The sequence below is a fragment of the Micromonospora sp. L31 genome, assembly GCF_052068075.1.
In the GTDB taxonomy this organism is placed as follows: Bacteria; Actinomycetota; Actinomycetes; order Mycobacteriales; family Micromonosporaceae; genus Micromonospora; species Micromonospora purpureochromogenes.
The window spans coordinates 503,584-517,973 of record NZ_JBQHDC010000002.1 but is presented as its reverse complement, the minus strand read 5'-3'; the positions used below and the strand labels follow the sequence as shown (position 1 = coordinate 517,973).

Sequence of the window (14,390 nt, the reverse complement as noted above, 5' to 3'; positions counted from 1 at the left end):
ACTCAGCCGGGTCGGGTGTCGGCGAGCAGGGCGGTGTCCGGCGCGCAGTCCGCGCACGGGGTGAAGCCGAGCGAGACCGCCTCGGAGACCGGCAGCGGCTCGTCGTCCCGGCCGAGCAGGCGGGGGCAGGAGCGCAGGTGGTAGCGGGGGCGGCCGTCGACGACCCGCACCTCGGTGTCGAGCCGGGCCACCCACGCGGCGTCGGCGGGGGACACGTCCTGGGCCTCCGGTTCGTCGTCGACCTCGGCCGGTTCCGCCGCCCAGCCGCCGGCCGCCCCGTCGCGCCAGGGGCCCGGGGCCGGACTCACCGAGTCCCACGGGCCGGCGTCGTCGACGTCGCGGGACCGCCCGGCGGTCGGCGCGGCCTCCCACGCCGGGTCCGCGTCCGGTGCGCGGCGCGCGGCCACGCCGTCGGAGTCCCACGGGCTCTCGGCCTGCGGCTCCCACGGGTCGGCGTCGCCGGTCACCGGCGGCTCGGGCGGTTGCCGCCACCCGTCGCCACCGGTGCCGCTCGTCGGGGGAACGTGCTGGACGGGGATCTCCGGCTCCACCGGGGCGTAGGGCTCCGGCGGGGTCGTGGCGCGGGACGTACCCGCGAAACCCCGGCCCGCGCGCGGCCCGGGCCGGCCCGTCGTCGCCTTGGCGGCGGCCACCTGGCGGGCGCCCGCGATCAACGCGACGGCGGCCAACAGGCTGGCCGCGATGGAACTGATCAACAGAGTGCTGGAGCCGTCAGCGAGACCGAACACCAGCAGTACGACCGCGACGAGGATGAGCAGCAGACTTGCGACTATCACGGCTCACCCCCGCCGCGTCGTGTCGGTGTGGCGCGGTCGGCGACCGTCGGGCGACGGCCGCCGACCGTGGATCAGCGACCGGCTTCGAGAGCGCCGGAGCGACCGCCGCCGTACGAGCCGGCGAGGCTCGGGGCGGCCAGCCCGTTGCCGGTGGCGGCGCGGCTGCCCTCGGCGCGGGTCATCTCGGCCTCCAGGCCCTGGCCCCGGCCGTCGAGGTCCCGCAGCTGGCTCTCCAGGTACGCCTTGAGCCGGGTGCGGTACTCGCGCTCGAACTGCTTGAGCTCCTCGATGTGCTTCTGCAGCGCGGTGCGCTTGGCGTCCAGGCCGCCCATGGCCTCCTGGTGCCGCTGGCGGGCGTCCCGCTCGAGGGCGTCGGCCTTGGCGCGCGCCTCGCGGGTGACCTCCTCGGCCTTGGACCGGGCCTCGGAGAGAAGCTGGTCGGCCTCGCGGCGGGCGTCCGACACGTGGTCGTCGGCGGTGCGCTGGGCCATCATCAACACCCGCAGCGCCTGCTGCTCGCCGTCGCCGCCGCCGGCCGGGCCACCGGCGGACCGGACCTGCTCCAGCTCGGCCTGCATGGCCCGGGCGGCCTGCTCGGCCGCGGCCTTGTCGCGCTGCACCCGGTCGAGCTGGGCCTTGACGTCGTTGAGCTCGGCCGCGAGACGGGCGTCGCCGCCGGGGCCGGCGGGAGCGCCACCACGGCCGCCGCGCTCCACCTGGGCGCGCAGCTCGTTGTTCTCCTCGATCAGACGGGCAAGCTCACGCTCGACCTCGTCCAGGAAGGCGTCGACCTCCTCCTCGTCATACCCCCGCTTGCCGATCGGCGGCTTTTTGAAGGCGACGTTGTGGACGTCGGCCGGGGTCAGCGGCATCGAAACTCCTCGGGTCAGTTGCGGCCGCGTAGCGGGCTGGGCCACCGGACGTTCATCCGATGATCAACCGCTTCAACACGAACTCCATCAGCACGAACAGGATAACCAGGAGCACAAGGGAGGCCAGGTCGATGCTCACGGTACCAATTCGCAGTGGAGGGATCACACGCCTCAACGCCTTGAGAGGCGGATCAGTGACGCTCCACACGGATTCCAGTCCCGCCGATGCCCCGCGCCCCGGTTGCCACCGGCGACCGTACTGCAGGACGGCGCTGAGGACGAATCGGGCCAACAGCACAATTAGGAAGAGGTACAGGAGCAGGTACAGCGCTTGGAGCACGATCGACAACACGGCAGGCGACGTCCCTCGGTCGGGCGGACTTAGCTCAGGCTGAAAAAGCCGCCCTCAGCGATCTTGGCCTTGTCCTCCGCGGTGACCTGGACGTTGGCCGGTGAGAGCAGGAACACCCGGTTGGTCACGCGCTCGATCGTACCGCGCAGCCCGAACGCCAGCCCGGCGGCGAAGTCAACCAGCCGACGGGCGTCGGCCTCGTCCATCTCGGTGAGGTTGATGATCACCGGAACGCCGTCGCGGAAGTGCTCGCCGATGGTCCGCGCCTCCCGGTAGGTGGTCGGGTGCAGCGTGGTGATCTGGTAACGCTGCTCCTCCTCGGCCACCACCGCGCGCTCGCGCGCCTGGGTCTGCGGCGCCAGGGCCAGGTTGTCCCGGGTGTGGTAGGTCAGCGCACCCGAGGTCTCCCCCGCGCCGGACCGGGTGATCGAGCGGACGCTGGACCGCTCGACCCGCTCCGGACGCTCGTCGTCGGCCCGGTCGGCCTCCACAGCCCGGCTCGCGCCGCGCTCGCTCAGCCGGCCCCGCTCGCCGAGCCGCGGGCGCGGCGCCGGCGGCTCCTCCGACTCGTCCTCGTCGTCGTCGGCGAACTCCTCGGAGTACCGGCTCGACCGGTACCGCGAGTCGCGGTAGCCCGGCTTGTCGTAGCCGTCGTCGTAGGCCCGCTCGTCATCCTCCTCGACGAGACCGAGCCAGACCCCCGCCTTGCGCAGTGCACCCATCCCGCGCCCTTCCGTCCGCCGTGCGGCACGCACCCCCGTGCCGTGTCGCCTGATCACGAATGGACAATCCATGCCCACCGGATCGGAGCGGCAATCCCCCGACAGGCGATTCGCGGCCGCCCGCCGTGGCCCCCGACAACGGGACGCCGTTCCTGAAACAACACAGATGTAATTTGCTTCTACCGCGGTCAGGCTACCGCAGCGTGGGACGCATTCCGAGCAACGCGCTGCCGACGCGGACATGTGTCGCGCCATATTCGATGGCCGGTTCGAGGTCGCCGCTCATTCCGGCGGAGAGCGCGGTCGCCTCCGGGTGCCGGTCGCGGAAGCGCGCCGCCACCTCGGCGAGCCGGGCGAACGCCCGCTCCGGCTCCCAGCCCAGCGGCGCCACCGCCATCAGCCCGGCCAGCCGCAGGCCGCCGGCACCGGCCAGCGCCTCGGCCACCGGGCCCAGGCCGCGGTCCGGGTCGGCCGAGTCCGGCAGCGCGCCGCCACGCGCCGGGTCGCCGTCGATGCTCACCTGCACCAGGGCGTCCAGCGGCCGGTCCCGGCCGGCGGACGCGGCTGCGGCCAGGGCCCGGGCCAGCCGGACGCTGTCCACCGAGTGCACGACGTCGGCGTAGCGGACCACCGAGCGGGCCTTGTTGCGTTGCAGCTGGCCGATGAAGTGCCAGCGGACGGCCACCCCGGCGGCGGCCACCTCGGCCGCCTTCGGGGCGGCCTCCTGGTCGCGGTTCTCCCCCACGTCGGCCACCCCGAGCCCGGCCAGCGCGACCACGTCGCCGGCCGGGTACGTCTTGGTGACCGCGATCATGGTGACCTCGGCGCGGTCCCGTCCCGCGGCGGCGCAGGCGTCGGCGATCCGGGCGCGGACCCGGGCCAGCCCGGCCGCGAGTTCGGCACGCCGGTCGGGCCGTACCGTGGCTGGTTCGTCGGTCATCGGCGGAGCTCAGGAACCGTTCTTGAGGAAGTCGGGCACGTCGACGTCGTCGAAGAGCACCCGGCGCGGCGACTGCTGCTGGGCCGGCAGGGTGGTCGGCGGCGCGACCGGCGGGTTCTGCGGCGCCGGCTGGTTCTGGTTGGTCTTGCGCGGCGCCTCGGCCGCCTTGTACGACGGCGCGCCGCCGTCGAAGCCGGCCGCGATGACGGTGACCCGGACCTCGTCGCCCAGCGCGTCGTCGATGACCGCGCCGAAGATGATGTTGGCGTCCGGGTGCGCCGCGTCGGTGACCAGCTGGGCGGCGTCGTTGATCTCGAACAGGCCCAGGTCGGAGCCGCCGGCGATGGAGAGCAGCACGCCCCGCGCGCCGTCCATGCTCTGCTCCAGCAGCGGGCTGGAGATGGCCGCCTCGGCCGCCTCCACCGCGCGGTTCTCGCCGCGGGCGCTGCCGATGCCCATCAACGCGCTGCCGGCGCCGCTCATCACGCTCTTGACGTCGGCGAAGTCCAGGTTGATCAGACCCGGCGTGGTGATCAGGTCGGTGATGCCCTGGACACCGGAGAGCAGCACCTGGTCGGCGGTGCGGAAGGCGTCCATCATGGAGATGTTGCGGTCGCCGAGCGCCAGCAGCCGGTCGTTCGGGATGACGATCAGCGTGTCGCACTGGTTGCGCAGCTCGTCTATGCCGGACTCGGCCTGCACCTGGCGGCGCTTGCCCTCGAAGGAGAACGGCCGGGTCACCACGCCGATGGTGAGCGCGCCGAGCTTGCGGGCGATGTTCGCCACCACCGGCGCGCCGCCGGTGCCGGTGCCGCCGCCCTCGCCGCAGGTCACGAAGACCATGTCGGCGCCCTTGAGGACCTCCTCGATCTCGTCGCGGTGGTCCTCGGCGGCGTTCTTGCCGACGTCCGGGTTGGCGCCGGCGCCGAGGCCCCGGGTCAACTCCCGGCCGACGTCGAGCTTGACGTCGGCGTCACTCATCAGCAGCGCCTGCGCATCGGTGTTGATCGCGATGAACTCGACGCCCTTGAGCCCAACCTCGATCATCCGGTTGACGGCGTTGACGCCGCCGCCCCCGATGCCGACGACCTTGATGACCGCCAGGTAGTTGTGCGGAGGTGTCATCTCCGGTCCTTTCCCTTCGAGATTGGCATCGCCCCGACCGGGTACGGCGTGACCAGACCGACGGTCGACGACAGCTGTCACCACAGAGGATCAGGAGTAAACCCTCACCCTCTACTAGAGGCTTACAGTTATGTCAACCACTGATCCTCTTCGGGGCAACGTAAGCGCCCCCACGCCGAGAGCCAAGGACCTGCCCGGCGTGTCGCCGCCATTGGCGGGACGGCTCACGTCCGGCGTCGGCGAATCACTTGAAGGTCACCACGTCGGGCGCGCTGACGTCGATCGTGTCGGCCTTGCGACCCAACAGCGCGGTGGCCACCCGCGCCTTGTCCGCCCCCCGGGTCGCGTCCCCCCAGACGACCGTCCGATCGCCACGGAGGGTGAGGCTGATCCGGGCCAGCCCCTGCACGGTGAGCTCGGTCAGCTCCGCGCGCAGCGGCGGGGTGAGCACCGCCAGCACCTCCAGCGCGGCCCGGGTGCCCGGGTCGTCCGGGCCGGGGGTGGCCAGCCGGACCACCGGCAGGCCGTCGGGGGCGCGCGGCACCGTCCGGAACACCACCCCGTCGGCGTCGAGCACGACGAACTGCCCGTCCCGGGGCACCGCCGCGACCCCGGTCCGCTCCACCACCGTCACCACCAGCGTGCCCGGCCAGTCCCGTGTCACCGTGGCCCGCTCGACCGGGGCCAGCGCGCCGATCCGGCGGCCGGTCGCGGCCAGGTCCACCCGGGCCAGTGGGACCCCGTCCGGGACCCCCGCGGCCTCCCGCACCTCGACCGGGGTGACCAGCTCCGCGCCGACCACCCGCACCTCGCGGACCCCGAACAGCCCGGTGCCGAGCACCGTCCAGGCGACCAGCGTGGCCACGGCGAGCACCGCGGCGGCCACCGCCCAGGGCAGGGCCGCGCGCATCCGCCGCTGCCGCGCCCGGGCCATGAACCGCCGGGTGGACGGCGGGACCGCGTCGCTGCCGGCCCGGACGAGCTGCCAGCGCCGGACCGGGTTACGCCGGGGGCCGCCGCCGTCCGTGCCGGCGGTACGGCCCCGCGCCGGACCCGGGCTCATCCGGCGGCGGAGGCCGCGCCGTCCGGGTCGACGGCCACGCCGAGGGCCGTCGGGTCGGCGGCGCCGCCGGAGGCCCGCGCGGTGAGGGCGTCGATCAGCTGGTCGCCCATCAGGGAGATTGGCGGGGCGCCCATGGTCACCACCACGTCGCCGGGGCGGGCCCGCCGGGCCACCTCCACCGGAGCGTCCTCCCACGAGTCGACGAACACCTTGTGCGCGGCGTCCAGCGGCACCGCCTCGACCAGGGCCGCGGAGCCCTCCCCCGGCTGGCGCAGCTCACCCGGCCCGAAGACCTCCAGCAGCACCAGCTCGTCGGCGATGCCCAGGGCCCCGGCGATCTCCGCCTGGAGGTCCCGGGTGCGGTAGAGCCGGTAGGGCTGGAAGACCACGATCAGCCGGCCGTCCCCGGCCACCTCGCGCAGCGTCTGCAACGCCAGCGTCATCGAGGTCGGGTGGTACGCGTACTCGTCGTAGACCAGCACGCCGTCCGCGACGCCCTTGCGCTCGAAGCGCCGGCGTACGCCGGGGAAGGCGCCCAGCGCCGCCTCGGCCGCCTCGACGGGCAGCCCGAGCAGGTACGCGGTGAGCACCGCGGAGGCGCTGTTGAGCCCCATGTGCCGCCCCGGCACCGGCAGCCGGATCTCGCCCAGCGAGCGGCCGTCGACCTCGGCCAGGAAGCGCACCCCCTGCGCGGTGGAGGCCATGTCGTCCAGCCGCAGGTCGGCGTCGGGAGACAGGCCGTAGGTGTGCACCCGGCGGCCCTCCGCGCGCAGCGTCTCGGCCAGCCGGCGGCCGCCCGGGTCGTCGGCGCAGGTGATGATGAAGCCGTCCGGGTCGGTGAGCCGGGCGAACTCGGCGAAGGTCGCCTCCAGGTTGGCCAGGTCGCCGTAGGTGTTGAGGTGGTCCGCCTCGATGTTGGTGATGATCGAGACGTACGGGCGGTAGATCAGGAACGAGCGGTCGCTCTCGTCCGCCTCGACCACGAAGTACTCGCCGGTGCCGTGGTGCGCGCCGGAGCCGACCTCGGAGATCTCCCCGCCGATGACGAAGGACGGGTCCGTCCCGGCCTGCTGGAGCACCATGGTGACCATCGAGGTGGTGGTGGTCTTGCCGTGGGTGCCGGCGACCGCCACCGTCCGGCGGCCGGTCATCGCCGCGGCGAGGGCCTCCGAGCGGTGCAGCACCCGCAGGCCGCGCCGGCGGGCCTCGACCATCTCCAGGTGGTCCTGCGGAATGGCCGAGGAGTAGACCACGGTGTCCACGCCGTCGAGGTTGCTCGCCTCGTGGCTCATGTGGATCGTCCCGCCGAGCGCCCGCAGCCCGGCCAGCGACGGCCACTCGCGCAGCTCGCTGCCGGAGACCGGCAGGCCACGGGTGAGGAAGAGCCGGGCCAGGCCGCTCATGCCGACCCCGCCCACCCCGATCAGGTGGATCCGGCCCAGGTCCTCGGCGGTGAGCGTGCCGGCCGGGGTGAACTGCGCGGTGTTCATGCCAGGTACCTTCCCGTCGCGGTGGCCGGCGTCATCGCGCCACCGTCGTTCGCGACTGCGGGGCTCGCAAGCTCACTTTTCGCGCTCACCGAGCCACCGCCTCGTAGACGAAGTTCAGCAGCGCGACGTCGCCGTCGCGTCGCCCGTACCCGGCCGCGGCCGCGCCCATCGCGGCGAGCCGGCGGGGGTCGCGGACCAGCGGGATGACCGTCCGCTCCAGCCAGTCCGGGGTCAGCTCGGCGTCGTCGACGAGCAGCCCGCCGCCGGCCTCCACCACGGGCAGCGCGTTGCGCTTCTGCTCCTGGTTGCTGTGCGGGTACGGCACGTAGATGGTGGGCAGGCCGATGGCGGCCACCTCGGCGCAGGTCATCGCCCCGCCCCGGCCCAGCATCAGGTCGGCGGCGGCGTAGCCCAGCTCCATCTCGGACAGGTAGGGCAGGGCCACGTACGGCACCGGCAGGTCGGTGGGGACCGGCACCGGCTCGTTGCGGGCACCCATCACGTGCAGCACCTGTACGCCGTTGCGGGCCAGTTCCTTGGCCGCGCCCGAGACCGCCAGGTTGATCGAGCGGGCGCCCTGCGAACCGCCGGCGACGAAGAGCACCGGCAGGTCGGGGCGGAGTCCAAAGTGGGCGCGAGCCGCGTTGCGCATGGCGACCCGGTCCAGCCCGGCGATGCCCCGACGCAGCGGCACGCCGACCACCCGGGCGTCGCGCAGCGACTCGGCCTGCGCGGGCTGGTGCGGGAAGCCGACCGCGACGTTCTTGGTGAACTTCATGCCGAGCCGGTTGGCCACGCCCGGTGGCACGTTCACCTCGTGGATGACGATCGGCAGCTCGCGGCGCCAGGCGGCGAGGTAGCCGGGGACGGAGACGTACCCGCCGAAGCCGACCACCGCGTCGGCCTGCACCTCGTCGATCACCTTGCCCGCGGCGCGGGCCGCCTTCCACATCCGGTCCGGGGTGCGCACCAGGCTCATGTTGACCGAGCGCGGCAGCTGGTACGCCGGGATCTGCCGCAGGTCGTAGCCGGCCGGCGGGATCAGCTCGTTCTCCAGGCCCTTCGGCGTGCCCAGACAGGTGATCCGGACGCCCGGGTCGTGTCGGCGCAGGCAGTCGGCGAAGGCGAGCAGCGGGTAGATGTGGCCACCCGTACCCCCTCCACAGAGCACCACCGAACGCAGCGGACCCATCAGCGTCTCCTCTCGCTCGCCGTACCGCCCCGGGTCCGGCCCTGCCGGCCACCGCGCGGTGCGGCCTGGTCGTCCTCCCGCCGCGCTCGCGACCGGGGCACGGACCCTCGGGCAGCCGGTGGCGTCGCCGGGCGGCGGCGCCGGCCGGGAAGCGGCGGCAACGGGGCCCAGAGTAGTCGGACCCACCGGGCGGGCGGACGGGCATGCAGGGCTCGCGCGGCGTCGGGCTCGGCGCGGGCGAACGAGGCGAGGATGCCGACCGCCGCCAGCGTCACGACCAGGGCGCTGCCGCCGTCGGAGATGAACGGCAGCGGCACGCCGGTCAGCGGCAGCAGGCCGATCACGCCGCCGATGTTGATCACGGCCTGGCCGACCAGCCACGCGGTGATCGCGGCGGCGGCGAGCCGGCGGAACGGGTCTTCGACCCGCCGCGCGACGCGCAGCCCGGTGTAGGCGAGCACGGCGAAGAGCACCAGGATGACGGTGCAGCCGACCACCCCGAGCTCCTCGGCGATCACCGCGAAGATGAAGTCGTTGTGCGCCGCCGGCAGCCAGCCGAACTTCGCGCTGCTCTTGCCCAGCCCGACGCCGAACCAGCCGCCGTGCTCGATGGCGTTGCGGGCCTGGACGAGCTGCCAGCAGCCGGTCTCCAGGCAGGTGGCCGGGTCGGGCGGGCTGATGAACGAGGTCAACCGGGCCAGCCGGTAGTTCTCCTCGCCGACCGCGCCGGAACCGGCGCCGAGTGAGGCCACCGCCACCAGCACGCCGATGCCGAGCAGGCCCACCGCGGAGAGCGCGGCGAACACCCGCATCCGCACCCCGGCCGCCCAGAGCAGCCCGACCACGATCGCCAGCAGGCAGAGCATGGTGCCCAGGTCGTTGTAGCCGACCAGCACGAAGAGCAGCCCGACCACCGGGAAGAGCGGGGTGGCCAGCTCCTTCCACCAGCCGAGCGCGGCGCCCTTGCGGGCGATCACGTGCGCCCCCCAGAGCACCAACGCGAGCTTGGCCAGCTCGGAGGGCTGCACCTGGATCGGGCCAAGGTAGAGCCAGAGCAGGTTGGCCCGCAGCGGCCCGAGCGCCTTGATCTTGAACAGCGAGTCCAGGGCCAGCAGCAGGTTGAGCACCAGCAGCAGCACCACCGCCGCACCCAGCACCGGCCGGCCGAGCGAGCGGAAGGTGCTGGCCGGCAGCCGCTGGCAGGCCCAGAACGCGACGATGCCGATCACCGCGAAGACGGCCTGCTTGGTCACCGACGCCGAGGCGTCGCCGGCCTCGGCGTAGTCCCTCACGCTGGTCGCCGAGAAGACCATGGCCAGGCCGATCAGCAGCAGCAGGCCGGCGCTGGAGAGCAGCAGGTAGTAGGAGGCCAGCGGGCGGGCCAGCAGGCCGCGCAGCGCCGCCAGGCCGCCGGCCGCGTCCAGGCCGGTGATCGACGCCGGCGGGTCGGCGGTACGCCCCGCGCCCGCGCCCCGCCGTGCCTGGGTCTCCGCCGTCGTCGTCGTGCCGGTGCCGCCTCGGTCCTCCCCCACGAGCCCATCATCGCCGCTTCGCCGGGCCCGTTCCCGCCGTTCGGCCCGGTCGGCGTGTCGGAATGCGGAACGGGGGCCCCTCGGCTATGAGGGACCCCCGTACGCGACGCTCGCGGCGCGCCCCGGCCGACACCGGCCCGGCCGGGCCCGGCCGGGCCGGTGTCGGCGACTCAGCCCATGCTGGCCAGGAAGTCGCTGTAGAACAGGCCGAGGGCGATGGCGACGCCGATCCCGGCGATAATCCAGAACCGCACCACGATGTTGACCTCGCTCCAGCCGGCGAGTTCGAAGTGGTGCTGCAACGGCGACATCCGGAACACCCGCTTGCCGGTGGTCCGGAAGGAGATGATCTGGATCACCACCGACATGGTGATGATCACGAACAGCCCGCCGATGATCGGCAGCAGCAGGATCGTCCGGGTGGACATCGCCATGCCGGCGATCAGACCGCCCAGGCCGAGCGCGCCGGTGTCGCCCATGAAGATCCGGGCGGGCGAGGTGTTCCACCACAGGAAGCCGACGCAGGCGCCGGCCGCCGCCCCGGCGATCAGCGCGATCTCCAGCGGATCCCGCACCGCGTAGCAGTAGTTGTTCGGGTTGGCGGTGTAGGTCGGGTCGGCGCACCAGTGCCGGTACTGCCAGAACGCGATCAAGGCGTACGCGGCCAGGACCATCACCGAGGCGCCGGTGGCGAGGCCGTCGAGGCCGTCGGTGAGGTTCACCCCGTTGGTGGCGGCCATCACCACGAAGATGATGACGATCACCGAGGCGATCTTGCCGATCTCCAGCGCCGGGATGTCCCGGATGAAGCTGAGCGTGGTGGCCCCGACGGTCTCGGTGTTGGTCGCCGCGCCGCTGGCGTCGGTCATCGTGCTCGGGAAGTAGAGCGCCACCACCCCGAAGATCGCGCCGACCAGGATCTGCCCGAAGAGCTTGCCGCGCTTGTTGAGACCGCCGCTGTGCCGCTTGCGGACCTTGAGGAAGTCGTCGATGAAGCCGACCGCCCCGGAGAAGACCATCAGCCCCAGCAGCACCAGCGCCGTGATGGTCGGCTCGACCTGGGCGATCTGCGCGTCCGGCAGCGTGGTCAGGGCCAGGTGACCGGCGACGTACGCGATCACCGTGGCCAGGATGAAGACCACGCCGCCCATCGTCGGCGTGCCCTTCTTGCCCTGGTGCATCGCCGGGCCCTCGGCCCGGATCGGCTGGCCGGCCTTGAGCCGGGTGAACACCTTGATCGCGATCGGGGTGCCGAGCAGCGAGATCAGGAACGCCACGCCGACGGCGATGATCACCGCCCTCATGCGGCGTCCCCGTTCCCGGTGGCGCCGGCGCGCAGGGCGTCGGCCACCTCCCAGGTGCGGTACCGGGAGCCCTTCACCAGGACGACGTCGCCCGGTCGTAGCTCGCTGCGCAGCACCTCGACGGCCGCCGCCTGATCGGTGAGCAGCACCGACTCTCCTCCCCAGTCACTTACCGCTGTCGCGCCCTCGTGGATCGGCGCCGCCGGCTCACCCACCACGAGCAGCCGGTCCACGCCCAACTCCGCCGCGAGCCGGCCCACCTCCCGGTGCCCGTCGCGTTCGAAGTCGCCCAACTCGGCCATGTAGCCGAGCGCGGCAAAGATACGCCCTTCGCGGCGCATGCCGGCAAGGGCGCGCAGCGCCACCGCCATCGAGGCCGGGTTGGCGTTGTACGAGTCGTCGATCACGGTCACCCCGTCGGGCCGGTCGAAGACGTCCATCCGGCGGGTGGAGACCAGCCCCAGCTCACCCAGGGCGCCGGCCACCTCGGCCAGCGGCATCCCGAGCTCGCGCGCCACCGCCGCCGCGGCCAGCGAGTTGGAGACCTGGTGCCGGCCGGTCAGCCCGAGCCGCACCGGGGCGCTTCCCTCCGGGGTGACCAGGGTGTACGACGGCCGGCCCCGGTCGTCCAGCGACACGTCGACCGCCCGGACGTCGGCGTGCGCGGCCTCGCCGTACCGGACCACCCGGGCGCCGGTGCGCGCGGCCATCGCGTCGACCAGCGGGTCGTCGGCGTTGAGCACGGCCAGCCCGTCGGCCGGCAGCGCCTCGACCAGTTCCCCCTTGGCCAGGGCGATGTTCTCCACCGAGCCGAACTCGCCGATGTGCGCGACCCCGACGTTGAGCACCACGGAGATCCGCGGCGGCACCACGTCGCACAGGTAGCGCACGTGCCCGATCCCCCGGGCGCCCTTCTCCATCACCAGGAAGCGGGTCTCCGGCGTGGCCTGCAACGCCGTGTACGGGTGCCCCAGCTCGTTGTTGAACGAGCCGGGCGGGGCCACGGTCGGGCCGAGCCGGACGGTGAGCTGGGCGATCAGGTCCTTGGTGGTGGTCTTGCCCGACGAGCCGGTCAGCCCGATCACGGTCAGCTGCGGCAGCCGCCCGACCACCGCGCGGGCCAACCGGCCCATCGCGGTCAGGGCGTCTCCCACCAGCACCATCGGCACCCCGGGCACCTCTCGGGTGCCGAGCACCGCCACCGCGCCGGCGTCCACCGCGCCGGCCGCGTAGTCGTGTCCGTCGACCTTCTCGCCGGGGAAGGCGACGAAGAGCGCCCCGGCGGTGACCTTGCGCGAGTCGAACTCGACCGGGCCGGTGACCCGGGCCGCCGGGTCGGCGCCGACGAGGCGGCCGTCGACGGCCGAGGCGACCTCGGCCAGGCTCAGCGGGATCACCGTCGACCCGCCAGGTCCCCGAAGCGGGCGCCGAGCGCCTCCGCCAGCTCCACCCGGTCGTCGAACGGGTGCACCTCGCCGGCGACCTCCTGGCCACGCTCGTGGCCCTTGCCGAGCACCGCCACCACGTCGCCGGGCTCGGCGAGCCGGACCGCCTCGGCGATGGCGGCCCGCCGGCCCGGGGCCTCGATGATCCGGGCGGGGGCACCGGCCGCGTACGCCCCGGCGAGCACCTCGGCCCGGATCGCGGCCGGGTCCTCGGTGCGCGGGTTGTCGTCGGTCACCAGCACCACGTCGGCGCCCCGCGCCGCGGCGGCGCCCATCACCGGCCGCTTGCCCCGGTCCCGGTCACCACCCGCGCCGATGACGCAGATCAGCCGACCCGCGCTCAGCTCGCGCAGCGCGGCCAGGGCGGCCACGATGGCGTCGGACTTGTGTGCGTAGTCGACCACGCCGCGCACCGGACCGGCGGCGCTGACCAGCTCCAGCCGCCCCGGGACGCCGCCGCAGGCGGCCACCCCCTCGGCGGCGACCGCCGGGTCGACCCCGGCGGCGACCAGGCTGGCGATGGCCAGCAGCGCGTTGGCCACGTTGTGCCGGCCGGGCAGGGCCACCCCGGCGGGCAGCGCCAGGCCGTCCGGGCCGTGGACGGTGAAGCGCTGGGCGTACCCCTCGCCACCGACCTCGTCGGCCCACCAGGTGGCCGCGTGGTCGCCGGCCGCCGAGTAGCTGATGGTGGCGGGCTTGAACAGCGGGCGCAGCGCCGGGTCGTCGAAGTTGAGCACCTCGGCGGCGCAGCGGCCGTCGAAGAGCCGCGCCTTGGCCGCGAAGTAGTCGGCCGAGTCGGCGTGGAAGTCGAGGTGGTCGGAGCCGAAGTTGGTGTAGCCGCCGACGGTGAACCGGACCCCGCCGACCCGCCCCATCGCCAGGGCGTGGCTGGAGACCTCCATGACCAGCGCGGTCACCCCGCGCTCGCGCGCGGCGGCGAGCATGGCGTGCAGGTCGGTCGCCTCCGGGGTGGTCCGCACGCTGTCGATCACCAGATCGCCGAGCCGGGTCTCCACGGTGCCGATCAGGCCGGTGGTGTGCCCGGCGGCGCGCAGGCCGGACTCCACCAGGTAGGCGGTCGAGGTCTTGCCGGCCGTGCCGGTGACCCCGATCACGGTCAGCCCCTCGGTCGGGTCGCCGTAGACGGCGGAGGCGAGGTCGCCGAGCACCGCCCGGGGGTCGGGCACCACCAGGGCGGGCAGGCCGGCCGCGGTCACCGCGGCGGCGCCGGCCGGGTCGGTCAGCGCGGCCACCGCGCCGGCGGCCGCAGCGGCCGCGGCGAACTCCGCGCCGTGCCGGCGGGCGCCGGGCAGCGCGGCGTACAGGTCGCCGGGACGGACCTCCTGGCTGGCGTGGGTCGCCCCGGTCACCGCCACGTCGGCGGCGGCCTCCGGCGGCGCGACGGCGAGCCGGGCGGCGAGGTCGCCGAGCCGGACTCCGGGCACGGTACGGGGACGTGGATTGCCGGGCACGGCGTCAGACCCTACCCGGTCGTCCGGTTCCGACCGCACAGCCGCCCCGGTGGTTCGTCCCCACTCACCGATGATGTCCCGCCG

Annotated in this window: 12 protein-coding genes and 1 pseudogene; all 13 read right to left on the bottom strand. The window is 73.9% G+C overall.

What is annotated here, in order from left to right; translation table 11 throughout:
- Positions 1-2 precede the first annotated feature (2 nt).
- Positions 3-248 (bottom strand): annotated as a pseudogene (locus tag ACTMS9_RS08980) (hypothetical protein); the annotation flags it as partial.
- A 620-nt stretch (positions 249-868) separates the two neighbouring features.
- Positions 869-1,669, bottom strand: coding sequence for a DivIVA domain-containing protein (locus ACTMS9_RS08975; protein ID WP_210774740.1), 801 nt, complete (start codon positions 1,667-1,669; stop codon positions 869-871).
- Between the two features lie 52 nt (positions 1,670-1,721).
- On the bottom strand, positions 1,722-2,021 hold the full coding sequence (locus tag ACTMS9_RS08970; protein WP_088961129.1) for a YggT family protein: 300 nt from the start codon (positions 2,019-2,021) through the stop codon (positions 1,722-1,724).
- Positions 2,022-2,050: 29 nt separating this feature from the next.
- Complete coding sequence (locus ACTMS9_RS08965; protein ID WP_210774738.1) at positions 2,051-2,743, bottom strand: cell division protein SepF; 693 nt, start codon at positions 2,741-2,743, stop codon at positions 2,051-2,053.
- A 193-nt stretch (positions 2,744-2,936) separates the two neighbouring features.
- Positions 2,937-3,683: a YggS family pyridoxal phosphate-dependent enzyme gene (locus ACTMS9_RS08960; RefSeq protein WP_441164646.1), complete on the bottom strand. Its 747-nt coding sequence runs from the start codon at positions 3,681-3,683 to the stop codon at positions 2,937-2,939.
- Positions 3,684-3,692: 9 nt separating this feature from the next.
- A complete protein-coding gene (gene ftsZ / locus ACTMS9_RS08955) occupies positions 3,693-4,808 on the bottom strand; it encodes a cell division protein FtsZ (protein WP_334573038.1) in 1,116 nt (371 codons plus the stop codon).
- Between the two features lie 244 nt (positions 4,809-5,052).
- Positions 5,053-5,871, bottom strand: a complete 819-nt coding sequence (locus ACTMS9_RS08950; RefSeq protein ID WP_441145203.1) for a cell division protein FtsQ/DivIB — start codon at positions 5,869-5,871, stop codon at positions 5,053-5,055.
- A complete protein-coding gene (gene murC / locus ACTMS9_RS08945) occupies positions 5,868-7,361 on the bottom strand; it encodes a UDP-N-acetylmuramate--L-alanine ligase (protein WP_441145205.1) in 1,494 nt (497 codons plus the stop codon). Before murC ends, ACTMS9_RS08950 begins: the two co-directional genes overlap by 4 nt.
- Before the next feature lie 85 nt (positions 7,362-7,446).
- Entirely contained in the window at positions 7,447-8,553 is a 1,107-nt protein-coding gene (gene murG, locus ACTMS9_RS08940; RefSeq protein WP_441145207.1) for an undecaprenyldiphospho-muramoylpentapeptide beta-N-acetylglucosaminyltransferase, read from the bottom strand.
- Positions 8,553-9,959, bottom strand: coding sequence for an FtsW/RodA/SpoVE family cell cycle protein (locus tag ACTMS9_RS08935; RefSeq protein ID WP_441145901.1), 1,407 nt, complete (start codon positions 9,957-9,959; stop codon positions 8,553-8,555). Before ACTMS9_RS08935 ends, murG begins: the two co-directional genes overlap by 1 nt.
- A gap of 296 nt (positions 9,960-10,255) precedes the next feature.
- On the bottom strand, positions 10,256-11,389 hold the full coding sequence (mraY, locus tag ACTMS9_RS08930; RefSeq protein ID WP_154943876.1) for a phospho-N-acetylmuramoyl-pentapeptide-transferase: 1,134 nt from the start codon (positions 11,387-11,389) through the stop codon (positions 10,256-10,258).
- Complete coding sequence (locus tag ACTMS9_RS08925) at positions 11,386-12,786, bottom strand: UDP-N-acetylmuramoyl-tripeptide--D-alanyl-D-alanine ligase (protein ID WP_441145209.1); 1,401 nt, start codon at positions 12,784-12,786, stop codon at positions 11,386-11,388. Before ACTMS9_RS08925 ends, mraY begins: the two co-directional genes overlap by 4 nt.
- Positions 12,783-14,345 carry a UDP-N-acetylmuramoyl-L-alanyl-D-glutamate--2,6-diaminopimelate ligase gene (locus tag ACTMS9_RS08920; protein ID WP_441164645.1) on the bottom strand — a complete coding sequence of 521 codons (1,563 nt, stop codon included), beginning with the start codon at positions 14,343-14,345 and terminating at the stop codon, positions 12,783-12,785. The genes ACTMS9_RS08925 and ACTMS9_RS08920 overlap by 4 nt, the downstream gene beginning before the upstream one ends.
- Between the last annotated feature and the right edge of the window lie 45 nt (positions 14,346-14,390).